Raw genomic sequence first — 17,968 nt, 5'->3', positions numbered from 1 at the left:
ACCGATCCTCACCCGGTTCGCCCCGGGGCGCGCGCCGGGCCCGGCCCCCTTAGCGTGGGGACCATGGGCTCAGCCGTCGAACTGGAAGTCGCCGGGCGCACCGTCCGGCTGTCCAACCCGGACAAGGTCTACTACCCCGAGCGCGGCTTCACCAAGCTGGACGTCGCGCAGTACTACCTGGCCGTCGCCGACGGAGTGCTGCACGGACTGCGGGACCGGCCCACCACCCTGCAACGCTTCCCCGACGGCGTCGACGGCGAGTTCTTCTACCAGAAGCGCGCACCCAAAGGCCTGCCGGACTGGCTGCCCACCGCCCGGATCGAGTTCCCCAGCGGCCGCTCCGCCGACGAGATCTGCCCCACCGAACCCGCCGCCGTCCTGTGGGCCGCCAACCTGGGCTGCCTCACCTTCCACCCCTGGCCGGTCCGGCGCGGCGACACCGACCACATCGACGAACTGCGCATCGACCTCGACCCGCAGCCCGGCACCGACTTCCACGACGCCGTCCGCGCCGCCCACGAACTGCGCGCCCTGCTCGAGGAACACGGACTGCGCGGCTGGCCCAAGTCCTCCGGCGGGCGCGGGCTGCACGTCTACGTGCCGCTCGCCCCCGAGTGGACCTTCACCGACGGCCGGCACGCGGTGATCGCCCTCGGCCGGGTGCTGGAACAGCGGATGCCCGGGAAGGTCACCACCGCCTGGTGGAAGGAGGAACGCGGCGAACGCATCTTCGTCGACTACAACCAGATGGCCCGCGACCGCACCATCGCCTCCGCCTACTCACTGCGCGCCCGCCCCCGCGCCACCGCCTCCACCCCGCTGCGCTGGGACGAGCTGGACGACGCCTCCCCCGAGGACTTCGACCTGCGGACCGTCCCCGCCCGCTTCGCCGAACTCGGCGACCCCAACGCCGAGATGGCGGACCACGCCTTCCGACTCGACGCCCTGCTGGAGCTCTACGACAAGCAGCTCCACGACGAGGGCCTCGGCGAACTCCCGTACCCGCCCGACCACCCCAAGGCCGTCGGCGAGCCACCCCGGGTACAGCCCAGCCGGGCCCGCAGGAAGCCGGCCTAGTCCGACCGGCTGCCCTTCGACCACAACGACCACCACCCGCTGCTGCTGCGCGCCCTGCCGCCCGGCGCCCGGCGGTGACGGCCCCGGTGGCATGGCCGCAGCGCACGTCCGCCGCGGTGCGGGCGTACACCAGGCGGCAGCCTCCGGGGTGCACGCTCCGGCAACTGCCCTTCCGGCGTCACCCGTTGGTCTGGCGCCGGGGCTAGGCTGGCGATCATCGACCGGGACCGAAAGGGATTCGTGATGGGCGTACGGGGGCTGGCGGAGATCCTGGCGGACGCGGCGGGCGGGGTGTTCCCGCCACCGGACGGGGCGGTGACGGTGCTGCCTCAGCCGACGCCGCGCGAGGCCGGGGTGATCGCCTTCGCCGCGCACGCCGTGGTGTTCGCCGACCAGGACCCGGCCTGGGTGCACCGAACCCTCGCCGCCGACCCCGGCGACCCGCTGTCCGCGCCGCTCTGCCCGCCCTTCCTGACCGCCCTCGCCGAGCGGACCGGACGGACCGTCAACAACGTCGACCTGCTCAGCGTCGCCGACCGCCTCCCGGGCCCGCCACCACTGCCGCTCACCCCGGTCGAGGACCGCTAACACCCCCGCGTGGTAAGGGCGTTGCGCTACCGCGAGGACGTCCGGGTGTACCAGGCCGACGGCGGCGTGCTCATCCTCGGCCGCGGCGTGGCCGGCCGCTGGGAGACCGCCGTCGAGGTCGACCCCACCGCCCAGGGCCGCGGCCTCGGCCGCACCCTGGCCACCGCCGCCCGCCACCTGCTGCCCGAGGGCGACGCCGTCTGGGCGCAGCAGGCCCCCGGCAACGCCCCCAGCGTCCGCGCCTTCCAGGCAGCGGGCTACCGGCCGGTGGGCGCGGAGGCCCTGCTGGTCCTCGGGCGGCCGTAGCGGACCCGGTCGGCCTCCAGGTCGTAGCCGAGGAACGGGCCGTCGCCCTCGACGTACGTCGGCACCGACCTGCCCAGCCGCCGCCCGACCGCGGCCAGGAACCCGCACAGCACGTCCAGCCCTTCCTGGCCGCGGAGCCGCTCGACGTCCACGTCGAAGTCGATCCGCCCCGCCCCGCGGAACCGGAACACCGCACCGACCTCCGGCCCCGGCCGCACACTCAGCACCGGGCACGCGGCACCCACCGGCCGGGACAGCACCTCCTCCGCCCGCGGCCACGGCAGTTCGAAGCAGCCGACGACGAAGGTCCGGCCCCAGCCCTCCTCCACCACCAGGTCCAGCAGCGCCTGCCAGTCCGCCACCGCGGTGTCCGCGATGCCCTCACCCGGCAGCCAGCCGTCCCGGTCCGGATCCAGCAGCCACCCCTGGTGGTCCTCCCAGCGCAGATCGCCCATCTAGGCGCTCCGGGCGCCCGCCGGGGCCAGGTCGGCGATGATCCGGACGGCCTCGGTGATCTGGGCGTCGGTGAGGTCGCCGCGGGCGGTCAGGCGCAGGCGGGAGATGCCGTCCGGGACGGACGGGGGGCGGAAGCAGCCGACGGCGAGGCCGGCCCGGAGGCAGTCGGCGGCCCAGGTGACGGCGGCCTCCGGGCCGGGGGCGCGGACCGAGACCACGGCGGCGTCGGGCTCGCAGGCGTGCAGGCCGGCGGCGCTCAGCCGGGCGGAGAGGGTGCGGGCGACTTCGCGGGCGCGGGCGGCGCGGGCGGGTTCGGCGCGCAGCAGCCGCAGGGCGGCGAGGGCGGCGCCGGCGGCGGCCGGGGCGAGGCCGGTGTCGAAGATGAAGGTGCGGGCGGTCTCGGTGAGGTGCCGGATCACCCGGTGCGGGCCGAGGACGGCGCCGCCCTGGGAGCCGAGGGACTTGGAGAGGGTCACGGTGGCGACGGTGTCCGGCGCCCCGGCCAGCCCGGCGGCGGCCAGGGCGCCGCGCCCGCCGGGGCCGAGGACGCCCAGCCCGTGGGCGTCGTCCACCAGGAGCGCGGCGCCGTGCGCCCGGGCGGCTTCGGACAGCCCGCGCAGCGGCGCCGCGTCGCCGTCCACCGAGAACACCGAGTCGGTCACCACCAGCGCCCGCTGCTGTTGCCGTCCGGCGAGCACCTCGGCGACGGCCGCCGGGTCGCTGTGCGGGGCCCGGTGGACGTCGGCGCGGGCGAGCCGGCAGCCGTCGATCAGCGAGGCGTGGTTGTAGGCGTCGGAGACGATCAGGGTGTCCGGGTCGGTCAGCGCGGTCAGTGCGGCGAGGTTCGCGGTGTACCCGGAGGAGAACACCAGCGCGGCCTCCACTCCGCAGAACTCGGCGAGTTCCGCCTCGAGTTCGGTGTGCAGCGCGGTCGTCCCCGTCACCAGCCGGGAGCCCGTGGACCCGCCGCCCCAGCGCCGCGCCGCTTCTCCGGCGGCCGTGGTCACCGCCGGGTGGCGGGTCAGCCCCAGGTAGTCGTTCCCGGCGAGGTCCAGCACCCGGTCCTCCGCGCCCCGGCTGCGCAGTCTGCGGGTCAGCCCGGCGTCGGCCCGCAGTGCGGCGGCCTCGTCGAGCCAGTCGAAGACGTGCCCCGGGGCGGGCGGGGCGACGGGCGGTGCGGACGTCAGCGGGAGGGTCATGCCCGGCACTCTGGCACGCCCCGCGAGACGGCGGCAATGTGCGACTCGGCACAACTCGGCCGGGGTGTTCTTGTCGCCGTCCACCCGGGTTCACCGCGAGTGAATATCGAAAATACCGAATCTCTCATTCCGTATTCTCGGTCGGCCATTCGCGCCGGATTCCCCCACGGAGCTTCGATGATTTCGGTACGCTCCGTGCCGGTCTCCCTTTGGAGGATGGACACGTGGCGAACTTCGAATTCGATCGTCGAATGTATCCGCGGCGCTTGGCCGGCCCAGCTGATTCCGCCGATTCGGCCGGGACAACGAAACGACTATTCCCGGCCCCGGCCCTCGCAACCCCGATACGGACGGAAAGCTGAACCATGGTCGACGTCGCGCACTTCGTTCCGAACCCGCCCGACGACCCGCGGCCGCCCCGGCGGCGGTGGGTGCCGTGGTCGGCGGGGGTCCTGGGGGTGGCCCTCATCGCGGGCAGCGTGCTGTGGGTGTGGCGGCCGTGGCGATCGCTGGAGATCCCGCGCAGCGCCTGCTGGTCGGCGCTCTCCGAGGCGGACCTGAAGCCGCTCGCCGGAGCGTACGGGACGGTGTCCGAGGTCGCGCCCCGCCCCCGGATCCAGACGCCGACCTCGCCGCAGGAGAACGAGATCCGCAGCAACGCGTGCCAGCTCTCCTGGCACGGGGACGACGGCCGCCAGGGCCGGCTGCTGGCCGTACGGGTCGACCCCGCCTGGAGCGGCATCGACGCCGACCGCGCCCAGGACACCGCGCGCGACCGCCGGGTGACCCCGCTGGACGGCGGTCCCGGCGCGGCTTGGCTGGCCACGGCGGACGGTAGCCACCGCGTCCGGCTGTACGTGCGGTGCGACTTCCAGGTGCCCGCCGCGACCGATCCCAAGCACAGGACGGCGCCGCCGTACTTCCGTGTCGACGTCGGGAGCGACGGGGTCGTCGCCGCGCCGTCGGAGCAGGGGAGTCGGGCGTACGGCGACATCGCGTTGAAGATCGCCCGGGCCGCCGCGGCCGAGTACCGGTGCACCAACCAGGTGCAACTGCCCACCACCGCACCGGCGATGCCCGGTCTCGTGGGGGAGAAGCAGGAGAAGGGGAAGGCCCATGGCTGAGCGCTCGCGCCGGCGCGTGCTGCCGGTCGCCCTCGGTGCGGCGGTGCTGGCCGCCGGCGTCGGTGGCGGGGCCTGGTGGTGGCGGTCCGCGCAGTCGGCCGACGTGCCGACGGACGCCTGCTGGAACGCGTTCACCCACGACGACCTCGCGGAGCTGTCCGGCGAGGGTCACCAGGCCGTCGTCTGGCAGGGGACGGAGCAGCTGGACAGCCGGAACGCCCTCGCCGATCCGGTCTGCGCCGTGGACTGGAAGGGCGACGACGCCCGGACCCACTGGGTCGCGAAGATCGAGGTCGCGCTCGCGGACGAGCGGTTCCTGCGGACGAAGACCGACGCGGAGAACGTCGGCTGGGCACCGGTCCGCCCCGCCCGGCTGGAGTTCGGCTCCGGCGCGCAGGGCTGGCTCTTCCACGACGGCACGGTGCAGCTGGTGGTCCGCTGCGACTCCCCCGCCGCCCCCGCATCCCCCGCCGCCCCCGCCGCCCCCGCCGCCCCCGCCGCCCGCGAGAAGAGCGGCACCGCCCCGCCCCCGTACCGCAAGATCACGATCACCGGCGACCGCGGCGCCGCCGAGACGCCCGCCGCCAGGGTCCACCAGATCCGCGTCGACGCCGCGCTGCGCACCGCGCGGGAACTCGTCCGCGCCCAGGGCTGCGCCAACGCCCCCCAGCTGGCCGGGCAGTCCCCCACCGCTCCGTTCTGACCCCGCCGCGCCCTTCCGGCCTCGCCGCCCCGCCACTGCCTTCCGTCCTCGCCGCCCCGCCGCCCCGCCACCGGGCTTTGCCCGGGGTGGCGGCGAGCAGGCAAGATAGCCCGGTGACCCTCCTTGATCTGATGCCGAAGCCCGCCACCCCCGACGCGCTGTACGAGACCTTCGCAGCCTGGGCGCAGGAGCGCGGGATCACGCTGTACCCGGCGCAGGAGGAGGCGCTGATCGAGCTGGTCTCGGGGAACAACGTGATCCTCGCGACGCCGACCGGCTCGGGCAAGTCCCTGGTGGCGGCGGGTGCGCACTTCGCGGCGCTGGCCGAGGGGCAGCGGACGTTCTACACGGCGCCGATCAAGGCGCTGGTGTCGGAGAAGTTCTTCGACCTGGTGAAGATGTTCGGCACCGAGCAGGTCGGCATGATGACGGGCGACGCGAGCGTCAACCCGACCGCGCCGATCATCTGCTGCACGGCCGAGGTGCTGGCGCAGATCGCGCTGCGGGACGGTACCCGGGCGGACATCGGCCAGGTGGTGATGGACGAGTTCCACTTCTACGCGGAGCCGGACCGCGGCTGGGCGTGGCAGATCCCGCTGCTGGAGCTGCCGCAGGCGCAGTTCCTGCTGATGTCGGCGACGCTCGGCGACGTGCGCCGCTTCGAGGAGGACCTGACCCGCCGCACCGGCCGTCCCACCACGGTGGTGCGCAACGCGACCCGCCCGGTGCCGCTGTTCTACGAGTACCGCCGCACCACCATGCACGACACCCTGGAGGAGCTGCTGCAGACCGGCCAGGCGCCGGTCTACGTCGTGCACTTCACCCAGAAGGAGGCGGTGGAGCGGGCGCAGTCGCTGATGAGCATCAACATGTGCTCGAAGGCGGAGAAGGAGGCCATCGCCGAGCTGATCGGCGGCTTCCGTTTCACCACCAAGTTCGGCCGCAACCTGTCCCGTTTCGTCCGCCACGGCATCGGCGTGCACCACGCGGGCATGCTGCCGAAGTACCGCCGGCTGGTCGAACGCCTCGCCCAGGCGGGCCTGTTGAAGGTGATCTGCGGGACGGACACGCTCGGCGTCGGCGTCAACGTGCCGATCCGCACGGTGCTGTTCACCGCCCTGTCGAAGTACGACGGACAGCGTGTGCGCATCCTGCGCGCCCGTGAGTTCCACCAGATCGCCGGGCGGGCCGGCCGGGCCGGCTTCGACACCGTCGGCCAGGTGGTCGCCCAGGCGCCGGAGCACGTGATCGAGAACGACAAGGCGATCGCCAAGGCCGGCGACGACCCGAAGAAGAAGCGCAAGGTGGTGCGGAAGAAGGCGCCGGAGGGTTTCGTCGGCTGGACCGAGGAGACCTTCGAGAAGCTGATCGGCGCCGACCCGGAGCCGCTGGTCTCCCGGTTCAAGGTGAGCCACGCGATGCTGCTCTCGGTGATCGGCCGCCCGGGCAACGCCTTCGAGGCGATGCGCAAGCTGCTGACCGACAACCACGAGGACAAGGCCGCCCAGCGCCGGCACATCCGCACCACGATCGCCATCTACCGCTCGCTGCTGGAGGGCGGCGTGGTGGAGCGGCTGCCGGAGCCGGACGCCGAGGGCCGGATCGTCCGGCTGACCCTGGACCTCCAGGAGAACTTCGCGCTCAACCAGCCGCTCTCCACCTTCGCGCTGGCCTCCTTCGAGCTGCTCGACCCGACCTCGCCCTCGTACGCGATGGACGTGATCTCGGTGGTCGAGGCGACCCTCGACGACCCGCGCCAGATCCTCGCCGCCCAGCAGAACAAGGCCCGCGGCGAGGCCGTCGGCGAGATGAAGCGCGACGGCATCGAGTACGAGGAGCGGATGGAGCGGCTCCAGGAGATCACCTACCCGAAGCCGCTGGAGGAGCTGCTCACCCACGCGTACGAGGTGTACCGCCGGGCGCACCCGTGGATCGGCGACCACCAGCTCCAGCCCAAGTCCGTGGTGCGCGACCTGTACGAGCGGGCGATGACCTTCTCGGACTACGTCGGCTTCTACGAACTGGCCCGCACCGAGGGCATCGTGCTGCGCTACCTGGCCGGCGCGTACAAGGCGCTGGAGCAGACCGTCCCCGAGGATGTGAAGACGGACGACCTCAAGGACGTCATCGCCTGGCTCGGCGAGCTGGTCCGCCAGGTCGACTCCAGCCTGCTGGACGAGTGGGAGCAGCTGGCCAACCCGACCGACCCGGCCACCCCCGAGGTCACCCTGGACGACAAGCCGGCGCCGGTGACGGCGAACGCCCGGGCGTTCCGGGTGCTGGTGCGCAACGAGATGTTCCGCCGGGTGGAGCTGTGCGCCCTGGAGCACTGGAACGTCCTCGGCGAGCTGGACGGCGAGTACGGCTGGGACGCCGACCGCTGGGCGGACGCCATGGACGGCTACTGGGACGAGTACGACGACCTCGGCACCGGCCCGGACGCGCGCGGCCCCAAGATGCTGATCATCGAGGAGGAGGACTCCGCCTGGAAGGTCCGGCAGATCTTCGACGACCCGGAGGGCGACCACGACTGGGGCATCAGCGCCGAGGTCGACCTGTACGGCTCCGACGAGGAGGGCCGGGCGGTGCTGCGGGTCACCGCGGTGGACCGGCTCGACGGCTGACCCTCCGTCAGGATCGACGGTTGAGTGAACGTCAAAAAGGGGCCCGGCGCGCGCCGGGCCCCTTGGCGTTTGTCACATCCACACAAACGGCTGACCCGCCGCGTAGGACAGCGCCCGGGTGGCCTCGTCCAGGTTCGGCTCACCGCCTGAACCGGATGCGGTCGGCGCCGGGGTGGACGACGCCGGGGTGGACGGCGCCGGGTTCGAGGAGGCGGTGTCGGCCGGGCGGGCGTCGCCGGGGCGGGAGCTGGTGACGGTCACGTAGTGGCCGACCGCCTCGACCCGGGCCTCGCTGCCCGGCTTGGCGCTGCCGGCGGACGGGGCGGGCGCGATGTTGGTGTCGGCGAGCATGAAGGCGACCACGCCGGGCTTGCCGCGCAGAGTGTCGGCGGCCCTGGCGGCGGCGGCCTGGTCGGCGAAGCGCAGCAGGGTGACGCTGCTGCGCACCGGGTGGTCGACGCCGGTGAAGCTGACGATCAGGTAGGCCTGGCAGCCGCTGTCCTTGAGCAGCTCCTGGGTACGGTCCTGGAGCACCTCGTCGCACTTCTCGCCCTGCCGGATGCCGCCGCGCCGGGCCTTGTAGCCGGCGACCTCGACCGGGCGCTGGGCGGGGAACAGGTTGTCCGCGTTGAGGCCCTCGGGGTCGGTGGTCGGCGGCGGGGAGCCCACCACGGGGGGCGTGCTGGAGGCGTCCTTGTGGGACGGGCCCAGCCCGGGTATGTAGTCGCCGGGCATCGGTTGGGTGATGATCCATCCGCCGGCCGCGACCACGCCCACCATGACGACCCAGCCGACCGCCCGGCGGGCGGTGACCCGCCGGCCGCGCCGGCGTTCCGCCTCGACGGGACCCCCGCCGGTCCGCTGTCCTGCCCGGCCGTCGCGGCCCTCTCCCGGAGTCGGGGTGCGCTCCCCCTGCGTGGTCATGGCGCAGATTCTAAGCACCCGCCGGGTGGCGTGGGTCACGGGGTCGGGCGCTGTCGATCTTCGCTCCGGCGGCGTTCGCGCTACCCGTCGGTAACCGGGCTCCGGGGCCACCGTCAAGCTCGTGACCAGCGCCGACGCCGTGAGCTTCGACACTGTGGCAATCGGCACATCCTTCCGGAGATCTTCTGGTGGGTTTGCTCTGGCGCCATTCGAGCGCCACCAGGCAGGATCGGCCCCATGGATCTGCTCGATACCCTCACCGCCAAGGGCCTGCGCGGCGAAGTCCCGACCCGCGAGGAGGCCCTGGCCGTCCTCGCCACCACCGACGACGAGCTGCTCGACGTGGTCGCCGCGGCCGGCAAGGTGCGCCGCCGCTGGTTCGGCCGCCGGGTCAAGCTCAACTACCTGGTGAACCTCAAGAGCGGGCTCTGCCCCGAGGACTGCTCCTACTGCTCCCAGCGGCTCGGGTCCAAGGCCGAGATCCTCAAGTACACCTGGCTCAAGCCGGACCAGGCCGCCGACGCCGCCCGCGCCGGGGTGGCCGGCGGCGCCAAGCGGGTCTGCCTGGTCGCCAGCGGCCGCGGCCCGACGGACCGTGACATCGACCGGGTCACCGACACCATGGCCGCCATCAAGGACGCCGACCCCGAGGTCGAGATCTGCGTCTGCCTCGGCCTGCTCTCCGACAACCAGGCCGAGCGGCTGAAGGCGGCCGGCGCCGACGCCTACAACCACAACCTGAACACCTCCGAGAGCACCTACGGGACCATCACCAAGACCCACACCTACGCGGACCGGGTGGACACCGTCCAGAAGGCCCACGGCGCGGGCCTGTCCGCCTGCTCCGGCCTGATCGCCGGCATGGGCGAGAGCGACGAGGACCTCGTCGACGTGGTGTTCGCGCTGCGCGAGCTGGGCTCGGACTCCGTCCCCGTCAACTTCCTCATCCCCTTCGAGGGCACCCCGCTCGCCAAGGAGTGGAACCTCACCCCGCAGCGCTGCCTGCGCATCCTGGCGATGGTCCGCTTCGTCAACCCCGACACCGAGGTGCGGATCGCCGGCGGGCGCGAGGTGCACCTGCGCACCATGCAGCCGCTCGGCCTGCACATCGCCAACTCGATCTTCCTCGGCGACTACCTGACCAGCGAGGGCCAGGCCGGACAGGCCGACCTCGACATGATCAAGGACGCGGGCTTCGAGGTCGAGGGCGCCGGCGAGGCCACCCTGCCCCGCCACCGCGCCGACATCGCCGCCGCCTCGTCCTGCGGCACGACGGCCTCGGGCTGCGGCACCGCCGCCTCGGCGTGCGGCAGCGGCGGCGGCTGCGGGCCGTGCGGCGGGCACGCGCACGCCGCTCCCGAGGACGCCCCGGCCGCCCCGGAGACCACCGAGGCTCCGGACGACGACGAGCTGCGCAGCGACCTGGTCAAGGTCCGCCGTCGCGGCGCCGGCACCGAACTCGCGCCCAACGCCTGACCCTTCGGAGAGATCTCACCATGTCCCAGCTGTCCGCGGACACGCTGCTCACCCTCGACCGGGCGCACGTCTGGCACCCGTACGGGCCGATGCCCGGCACCGTCACCCCGTACGTGGTCGAGTCCGCCTCGGGCGTGCGACTGCGCCTGGCCGAGCCCGTCGCGGGCGGGCGGCGCGAGCTGGTCGACGGGATGTCGTCCTGGTGGGCGGCGATCCACGGCTACCGGCACCCGGTGCTGGACGAGGCGGTGCGCGAGCAGCTGGGACGGATGAGCCACGTGATGTTCGGCGGGCTCACCCACGAGCCCGCCGTCCGGCTGGCCGCCCGGCTGGTGGAGATCACCCCGGAACCGCTGCAGCACGTCTTCCTCGCCGACTCGGGCTCGGTCGCCGTCGAGGTCGCGATGAAGATGTGCCTGCAGTACTGGCAGTCCCTCGGGCAGCCGCGGAAGCGCCGGCTGCTGACCTGGCGCGGCGGCTACCACGGCGACACCTTCCACCCGATGTCGGTCTGCGACCCGGACGGCGGGATGCACCACCTGTGGGGCGGGGTGCTGCCCGGACAGCTCTTCGCGCCGCAGCCGCCGGCCGGCTTCGACGCCCCGCTCGACCCCGAATACGCCGCCCAGTTCGAAGAGTTGATGGCCCGTCATGCCGACGAGCTGGCCGCCGTCATCGTCGAACCGGTGGTCCAGGGCGCGGGCGGCATGCAGTTCCACTCCCCCGCCTACCTGCGGATGCTGCGCGAACTCTGCGACCGCCACGGCGTGCTGCTCGTCTTCGACGAGATCGCCACCGGCTTCGGCCGCAGCGGCGCCCTGTTCGCCGCCGACCACGCGGGCGTCGCCCCGGACGTGATGTGCCTGGGCAAGGCCCTCACCGGCGGCTACCTGACCCTGGCCGCCGCCCTGTGCACGACTCGGATCGCCGACGGCATCAGCCGCGGCGAGATGCCCGTCCTCGCCCACGGCCCGACCTTCATGGGCAACCCGCTGGCCTGCGCCGCCGCCAACGCCTCGCTGGACCTGCTGCTCGGGCAGGACTGGGCGGTGGAGGTCAAGCGCATCGAGGGCGGCCTGCGGGACGGCCTCGCTCGGGCCGCCGAGCTTCCGGGCGTCCACGACGTACGGGTCCAAGGCGCCATCGGCGTCGTCCAGTTGGACCACCCCGTGAACGTCCCGGCGGCCACCGAGGCCGCCGCCCGCGAGGGCGTCTGGCTGCGCCCCTTCCGGGACCTGATCTACACCATGCCCCCCTATGTGACGGAGGACGAGGACGTGGCACGGATCGCTGCCGCCGTGACCGCCGCGGCGGTGGCCGGATGAGCGCGCGCATCCTGTTCGTGACGGGCACCAACACGGACGTCGGCAAGACCGTCGCCACGGCGGCCCTCGCCTCGGCGGCGCTGCGGGACGGCCGGAAGGTCGCCGTGCTCAAGCCCGGGCAGACCGGCGTGACCCCGGACGAGCCCGGCGACGCGGCCGAAGTGCGGCGGCTGGCAGGTGAACTGACGATCAGTGAGCTGGTCCGCTACCCCGAGCCGCTGGCCCCCGACACCGCCGCCCGGCGCTCCGGCCTGCCCTACCTCTCCCCCGCCGAGGTGGTCCACGCCGTCGCCGATCTGGCCGCCACCCACGACCTCGTCCTCGTCGAAGGCGCGGGCGGCCTGCTCGTCCGCTACGACGACCAGGGCCGCACCCTGGCCGACCAGGCCCGGGCCGTCCTGGACGCCGGCCTCGACGCCGAGGTACTGCTCATCGCCTCCGCCGGACTCGGCACCCTCAACATCGTCTCGCTCACGGCGGAGGCCCTCGCCGCCCGCCGACTCCCGCTGGCTGGCGTCCTCGTCGGCTCCTGGCCCGCCGAGCCCGGCCTCGCCGAACGCTGCAACCTCGCCGACCTGCCCCGCTCGGCCGGCGCCCCGCTGCTCGGCGCCCTGCCCGAACGGGCCGGCGCGGCCGAGGACTTCGCCGCCCTGGCCGTCGCCTCCCTGGCCCCCGAACTGGGCGGCAGCTGGAACGCGGAGCACTTCGCCCACGTCCACCGGCCGGAATAGCCCCCGCTTCGCTCGATGGAGTGATCCTGGTGCCCGAATTGCACCTTCGGGCACCAGGGGCTCAATAGCGTTGCCCGCATGACAGACGGGCTGAGCATGGACGAGGCCCTCCGGGCCTTGGCCGCCCTGGAGGCGGCGTGGAAGGACGACGACGAGGCACTGTCCGCCCTGGCGGCGGGCCGCGCCGACGAGCGGTCGCTGCCGGCGCTGGTCGCCGCGTACGGCGAGCACGCGATGGACACGCTGATGGCCCTGGCCTTCGGCCTCAGGTCGAGCATGAGCGACGAGGAGATCGCGGAGCTGTCGGACGCCGTCAGCGCCAACATCGGCGCCCGGATGAGCGCCCTGCTCACCCAGACCCTCAAGGCCTGGGGCACCGTCGCCGCAGCCGACGACCTCACCGTCACCAAGGTCATCGCCCACACCGTGATCGACGCGATGCGGGCCGTCACGGAGGACCCGAGCAAGACCGAAGTGCTCCCGCTCCTCGCCACCTTCCGCAACTACGCCCTCAACGGCGTCTGAGGAGTAGACCTACGGTGCGGGCTTCGAGCCGGCGCTCGAAGCCCGCACTTCCTTGGGATCCTCATCCACCCGGCGGCGAGGGTGAGTCCGCCCGTGGAGGTGGCAAGAAGGACGAGGACGAACACCGGAGTGCTCGCCGTCGGAGGCATGTCGCCAGGCAGCGGGAAGGCGACGGCGCCCGCGAGCGGGAAGCTCCCCACGGCGATGACTCCGACGCCGGAACGAACCGGCGATGGCCGAGAGTCGAGTGCGCGTTTGTCAACGGGTGCCGCGCCAGCGAGGATGTGAGGCTGGTCGGCGATCCCGGTGCCGACTCGGACTTTGGGGGAACGCCTTGCGGCCGGTTGGTGATCCGGATCAGCTGAGCTTCGCGTTGCTCGGGCCGCTCCGGGTGCAGCGCTCCGGTACTGACATCGAACTGGGTGCCCCCAGACAGCGATCGGTGCTGGCCTCTCTCCTCCTCCGGGTCAACTCCGTGGTCTCCATGGACGATTTGATCGCGGACTCATGGGGGGACGAGCCGCCCGGGTCGCCGGTCGTCGCCATCCGCTCCTACATCTCGCAGCTGCGGAAACTGCTGGAGCCGGTGCGAGAGACCCCTACCGTCCTGCTCGCCCAGGCGGGCGGGTACCGGCTGGCGGTCGAACCCGGCAGCGTCGACCTGTGGCAGGTCAGGCAGCTCCATGAACTCGCCCGCAGCTCCACCGCCGAGAGGGCCTCGCAGCATCTGACGGAAGCCCTCGGGCTCTGGCGCGGGGAGCCGCTCCTCGGCCTGCCGGGGCCGTTCATGGAGCGGGAGCGGCAGCGACTGGCGGAACTGCGGCTCACGCTCCTGGAAGAGCGCCTCGCGCTCGGCGATCCCGCCGACCACCTCGCCGAGTTGCGGTCGTTGACCGCCGAGCACCCCTTCCGTGAGCGGCTGCAAGGGCTGCTCATCCGCGCCCTGCACCGCACCGACCGTACGGCCGAGGCCCGGGCGACCTACGACGCCCTGCACTCCCGCTTCGTCGAACACCTGGGAATCGAGCCGGGGCCCGAACTCGCCGCGCTTCGGAGCGAGTTGGACCCGGACCAACTCCCCACCACCCCACCCCACTTCACCGGACGACAGCACCACGTCGCCGACCTCACCCGGGCCCTCACCGACCGCACCACCTCCGGCCTGCGCCTGGTGACCGTCACCGGCATGGCCGGGGTCGGCAAGACCGCCCTCGCCGTACGCGCCGCCCACGCCCTGCGCCCGGACTTCCCCGACGGCCGCCTCTACGCGGACCTGCGCGGCGCCGACCTGGTCCCCGCCAGCGCCTCCGACATCCTCGCGGACTTCCTGACCGCCCTGGGCGTCCGCCCCGCCGCCGTGCCCAAGGACCTCCCCGGCCGGTCCGCACTCTTCCGGACGGCCAGCACGGGCAAGCAGCTCCTCATCGTCCTCGACAACGCCCACGATGACGCCCAGATCCAGCCCCTGCTGCCCGGCTCCTCCGACTGCGCCGTGATCGCCACCAGCCGCACCTCACTGCCCAGCCTCCCCACCCTCCTACGCATCCCGCTGGACGTGTTCAGCCCCCCGGAGGCGATCGCCCTCCTCGACTCGCTCATCGGCCGCGCCCGCCGCTCCGCCCAGCACACCCAGGCCGAGCAGCTCGTCGAGGCCTGCGGCCGCCTCCCGCTCGCCGTACGGATCGCCGCCGCCCAACTCGCGGCCTCTCCGGACCAGCCGATCGCGGACCTCCTCCGGCGCCTCGCCGACGACCGGGAGGGCCTGGCCGCGCTCCGCACCCGCGACCTCGCCATCGAGCAGGTCTTCGACCTCGGTTACCGGCTTCTCCCGCCACCCCTCACCACAGCCTTCCGCCGACTCTCCTGGATCGAGCCGGACATCGGCCTGGCCTCGGCCGCCGCCGTCCTCGACCTGACCGAAGACCAGGCGGAGCACCTCGCCGAGGCCCTGGTGGACCAGGCCCTCCTCGAATCGATCGGCGCCGGCCGCTACCGCTTCCACGACCTGGTGCGCGCCTTCGCCCGCCGGACGTCCCTGCGGCACGGCCCGGACGAACGCGCCGCCGCCCACCGCAGCCTGCTGGCCCTGCTGCTCACCCGCGCCCGTACGGCCTTCGCCCTCGCCGTCCCCGGCGACCCGGTGGCCGATGTCTTCGGCGAGCCGGCCACCTGCCCGGACTTCGGGGATCTGGCGGACGCCCGCCACTGGGCGCGCGCCGAAACCCCCAGTGCCGTCGCGCTCGCCGCCGCCGTCGCCACGCTCGACCCGGACGCCGCCACCCTGCGGTCGGCCGTCGACCTGTTGATCGCCCTCAGCCCGCTCGGTCTCGGCGCCTTCGCCGGCCGGGCGGAGGAGGCGGCCCGTCTGCTCGTCACCGCCGCGGTCGACAACCACGACCGTGCCGCCGAGGGACGCGCCCGGTTCCTGCTGGGCACCGTCCTGCTGGGCCGGGCCCGGCTGGACGAGGCCGCCGAGCAGGCCCGGCAGGCGGCCCGGGCCTGTGCGGAGACGGACGACCCGGCCGTGCTCCGGCAGGCCCTCAACGACCTGGGCCTGATCGCCCAGGCCCAGGCCCGGCACGCGGAGGCGATCAGCGCCTTCGACGAGGCAGCGGCCCTCGCCCGGCGGCTCGGTCACCGCTCGGGCGAGGTGGCGAGCACCGCGAACGCGGCGCTGTCCCGGATCCGCACCGGTCAGGCCGAAGGGGCCGCCGACACCTGCCGCCGACTGCTCGCAGAACCGGGCGACCCCGCGATGACGGCCTATGTGCACTACGTCCTCGGCCTCGCCTTCCAGGTGCTCGGCCGGCTGAACGAGGCCGCCGCCCAGCTGCGCTTCTGCGTCGACCGCGCGGGCCCCGCCGGGGACCTGGACCGGGAGTCGGCCGCCCGCAGCCGCCTGGCCGACGTGCTGCGCCTGCTCGGGCGGGTGGACGAGGCCGTGCAGGAGGCGCACCGGGCACTGGCTCTGGCAACGCGAGGTGGGCGACAGCGCGAACGCGCTCTCGCCCACCTGGTGTTGGCCAATGCGGTGACCGCCCGCGGCGACCACTCCGCCGCCCGGGCTCACGCCGCGCAGGCGCACCTGCTGCTCAGCGGCCTGGGCGCCCCGGAATCCGCCGACGCCAAGTCGCTGCTGACGGCGCTGGCCACCGCCGACGGGTCCGTCACTTCGAACGGGTAGGTCATTCGAACGGGTAGGTCACTTCGAACGGATCGGTCACTTCAACCGGATGACCAGCCCCGTCCCGTTCCAGGCGACCTTGTTCGCCAGGCACTGCACGTCCGTCGACCCCCCGCAGGCCGACGAGCCGTCCCGTGCCGACTCCCGTACCGGATCCCCCGCCGTCACGGCGAAGGCACCGGCCACCGCCGCCAGAACGGCCACGCTGCCAACCACCGTACGGGTCACCACTGTTGGAAACACTTCTGTTGCTCCTTGCTCACGTGCGAACCAAGCGTCCGCACATTCGCAGCAGCGGGTAGACAGTCGATCAACGGCCCCGCCCCGGCTCCGGGCCGGCAGGCCCGGCCGTCCCCGGACGGACGTTGGCAGTCCGTCTACCGCCCTCCGTGAGAGTGGGGCCCGGCGCGGACCGCAAGACCCCGCCGCACCTCACCGGCCACGGCGGGGAACCGGAGAGCCACCCCGTCACGCCCGCGTGGTCGTCCACCAGGGCCACGGCAACGGTCCGGCGCTCCGGCCGGGCCCACACCGGCCGCCGAGCGCGGCCCGGCGGCCGGTGTGGGCCCGAGCCGCCACCCGAGCCGAGGCGTCAGGGGTCCCCGCCCTGACGCCTCAGTGGCCTTCCTCGACCGGGAACGGCCCGGTGGCCCAGTGCAGTCGGTCCGGGCCGCCGCTCGGCCGGTCGTGGTGGAGGTGGCGGCGGCCCTCGCCGAGCGGGCCGAGGTCGAGCGGGGCGAGGGTGCCGACGGCCAGGGCGGTGGCCTCCCGGCCGGTCAGCGGCAGGACCGTCAGGTAGCTGGCGTCGTCGCCGCCCGACCAGTCGGTGAACTCGGTGCGGATCCAGCCGAAGCGCTGGGCGCAGGCCAGGCAGCGGCGGACGGAGACGGCGAAGTGCGGGTCGGCCACCACCGCCGCCTCGTAGGCGAAGCCCTCCCGCTGGCGCGCCCACACGGCCTGCGCGTCCTCGCCGTAGCACTCGGCGCAGCCGAACGCCCAGGACTCCCCTTGCGCCGTCACGCGGCCTCCAGCAGTACGGCGGGCAGTTCGCCGTCCAGCACCGCCGCGCGCGGCAGGGCCAGCCCGAAGCGGCGGCCGAGCAGTTCCAGGCAGGTGCGGTGGACGTCCCGCTTCTCCCGCTCCGGGTCGGGCAGTCCGGCGGCGGCCAGGTCGGCGGTCACCGCCGCCGCCGTCTCCGGGTCGCCGTCGACGCCGTCGAAGCCCCAGCTGGAGTCCAGGTGGAGGTTGAAGGAGCAGAGCGGCCGCCCGTCCCACGAGGCGGAGAAGTTCGGCGGCACCGGCTTGCCGTTCTCCTCCTCGTACTCGACGTGGTACACCTCGGCGCCGCCGCGCGAGACGGTCGCCGGGATGCCCAACTCGCCCTGCCAGTAGCCGTAGGCGACGGCGTAGGCGAGGTCGCCGACCTGTCCGTGGCGTAGTGCGAGGTCCTCCGTCCCGCTGGCGAGGTCGAGTTCGTGTTCCTCGATCAGGTCCTCGCCGGTGTACGGCCCGAGCGGTCGCGCGGTGCACCGCGGAACGGCCTCGGCGGCGATCCGGGCCACGAGTTCCGCCGGATCCAGGCCGCGCGCCAGGACCACGCTGTAGCCGCCGAAGGCGATCGACTCCGGCTCCGCGAGCCAGCTGAGGGTGTCCGTCATGCCGATCATCCTGCCCCATTCGGCGGTGTACAGCCGAACTCCGATCTGACAAACCGACAAAATATGCA

General features: G+C 73.5%; 15 protein-coding genes and 1 pseudogene. 10 read left to right on the top strand and 6 right to left on the bottom strand.

Annotated elements, in window-relative coordinates; translation table 11 throughout:
• Positions 1-63: 63 nt before the first annotated feature.
• Together ligD and ACZ3YL_RS27705 are read left to right on the top strand one after the other, a co-directional pair.
• Positions 64-1,077: a non-homologous end-joining DNA ligase gene (ligD, locus tag ACZ3YL_RS27710; protein ID WP_188309449.1), complete on the top strand. Its 1,014-nt coding sequence runs from the start codon at positions 64-66 to the stop codon at positions 1,075-1,077.
• Positions 1,078-1,320: 243 nt separating this feature from the next.
• A pseudogene (locus tag ACZ3YL_RS27705) lies at positions 1,321-1,971 on the top strand (GNAT family N-acetyltransferase).
• Here the strand turns inward: ACZ3YL_RS27705 and ACZ3YL_RS27700 are convergent.
• Together ACZ3YL_RS27700 and ACZ3YL_RS27695 are read right to left on the bottom strand one after the other, a co-directional pair.
• Positions 1,923-2,426, bottom strand: coding sequence for a hypothetical protein (locus ACZ3YL_RS27700; RefSeq protein WP_188309451.1), 504 nt, complete (start codon positions 2,424-2,426; stop codon positions 1,923-1,925). The pseudogene ACZ3YL_RS27705 and the gene ACZ3YL_RS27700 overlap by 49 nt on opposite strands.
• Positions 2,427-3,626, bottom strand: coding sequence for an 8-amino-7-oxononanoate synthase (locus ACZ3YL_RS27695; RefSeq protein ID WP_465660226.1), 1,200 nt, complete (start codon positions 3,624-3,626; stop codon positions 2,427-2,429).
• 365 nt (positions 3,627-3,991) lie between these two features.
• Between ACZ3YL_RS27695 and ACZ3YL_RS27690 the strand changes: the two genes are divergently transcribed.
• The 3 genes from ACZ3YL_RS27690 (at position 3,992) to ACZ3YL_RS27680 (ending at position 8,077) form a co-directional block, all read left to right on the top strand.
• Positions 3,992-4,750 carry a hypothetical protein gene (locus ACZ3YL_RS27690; RefSeq protein WP_465660225.1) on the top strand — a complete coding sequence of 253 codons (759 nt, stop codon included), beginning with the start codon at positions 3,992-3,994 and terminating at the stop codon, positions 4,748-4,750.
• Positions 4,743-5,453 (top strand): hypothetical protein, encoded by a 711-nt coding sequence (locus tag ACZ3YL_RS27685; protein WP_465660224.1) that lies wholly within the window; start codon positions 4,743-4,745, stop codon positions 5,451-5,453. The genes ACZ3YL_RS27690 and ACZ3YL_RS27685 overlap by 8 nt, the downstream gene beginning before the upstream one ends.
• 131 nt (positions 5,454-5,584) lie before the next feature.
• The gene (locus ACZ3YL_RS27680) at positions 5,585-8,077 is read left to right on the top strand and encodes a DEAD/DEAH box helicase (RefSeq protein WP_223241879.1); all 2,493 of its coding nucleotides are present in this window, start codon (positions 5,585-5,587) and stop codon (positions 8,075-8,077) included.
• A 72-nt stretch (positions 8,078-8,149) separates the two neighbouring features.
• Here the strand turns inward: ACZ3YL_RS27680 and ACZ3YL_RS27675 are convergent, their stop codons facing one another.
• On the bottom strand, positions 8,150-9,001 hold the full coding sequence (locus ACZ3YL_RS27675; RefSeq protein ID WP_188303353.1) for a hypothetical protein: 852 nt from the start codon (positions 8,999-9,001) through the stop codon (positions 8,150-8,152).
• A 237-nt stretch (positions 9,002-9,238) separates the two neighbouring features.
• On the opposite strand from ACZ3YL_RS27675, the gene bioB reads away from it, so the two are divergent.
• From bioB to ACZ3YL_RS27650, 5 genes are all read left to right on the top strand, one after another.
• On the top strand, positions 9,239-10,477 hold the full coding sequence (gene bioB, locus ACZ3YL_RS27670) for a biotin synthase BioB (RefSeq protein ID WP_465660223.1): 1,239 nt from the start codon (positions 9,239-9,241) through the stop codon (positions 10,475-10,477).
• A 20-nt stretch (positions 10,478-10,497) separates the two neighbouring features.
• Positions 10,498-11,802, top strand: coding sequence for an adenosylmethionine--8-amino-7-oxononanoate transaminase (locus tag ACZ3YL_RS27665; protein WP_188303351.1), 1,305 nt, complete (start codon positions 10,498-10,500; stop codon positions 11,800-11,802).
• Positions 11,799-12,533, top strand: a complete 735-nt coding sequence (gene bioD / locus ACZ3YL_RS27660) for a dethiobiotin synthase (protein ID WP_188303350.1) — start codon at positions 11,799-11,801, stop codon at positions 12,531-12,533. Before ACZ3YL_RS27665 ends, bioD begins: the two co-directional genes overlap by 4 nt.
• Before the next feature lie 78 nt (positions 12,534-12,611).
• Positions 12,612-13,058 (top strand): hypothetical protein, encoded by a 447-nt coding sequence (locus tag ACZ3YL_RS27655; protein WP_188303349.1) that lies wholly within the window; start codon positions 12,612-12,614, stop codon positions 13,056-13,058.
• A gap of 232 nt (positions 13,059-13,290) precedes the next feature.
• On the top strand, positions 13,291-16,242 hold the full coding sequence (locus ACZ3YL_RS27650) for an AfsR/SARP family transcriptional regulator (protein WP_465660222.1): 2,952 nt from the start codon (positions 13,291-13,293) through the stop codon (positions 16,240-16,242).
• A 36-nt stretch (positions 16,243-16,278) separates the two neighbouring features.
• Here ACZ3YL_RS27650 and ACZ3YL_RS27645 read toward each other — a convergent pair whose 3' ends face one another.
• From ACZ3YL_RS27645 to ACZ3YL_RS27635, 3 genes are all read right to left on the bottom strand, one after another.
• Positions 16,279-16,446: a hypothetical protein gene (locus tag ACZ3YL_RS27645; protein WP_188303347.1), complete on the bottom strand. Its 168-nt coding sequence runs from the start codon at positions 16,444-16,446 to the stop codon at positions 16,279-16,281.
• Positions 16,447-16,857: 411 nt separating this feature from the next.
• Positions 16,858-17,262 (bottom strand): hypothetical protein, encoded by a 405-nt coding sequence (locus ACZ3YL_RS27640; protein ID WP_188303346.1) that lies wholly within the window; start codon positions 17,260-17,262, stop codon positions 16,858-16,860.
• Positions 17,259-17,900 (bottom strand): hypothetical protein, encoded by a 642-nt coding sequence (locus ACZ3YL_RS27635; protein ID WP_188303345.1) that lies wholly within the window; start codon positions 17,898-17,900, stop codon positions 17,259-17,261. Before ACZ3YL_RS27635 ends, ACZ3YL_RS27640 begins: the two co-directional genes overlap by 4 nt.
• Positions 17,901-17,968: the final 68 nt, after the last annotated feature.

The sequence above is a fragment of the Kitasatospora sp. NPDC023176 genome, from assembly GCF_055560495.1.
The sequence above is the reverse complement of the archived record's forward strand: the minus strand, read 5'-3'. Positions and strand labels throughout refer to the sequence as shown.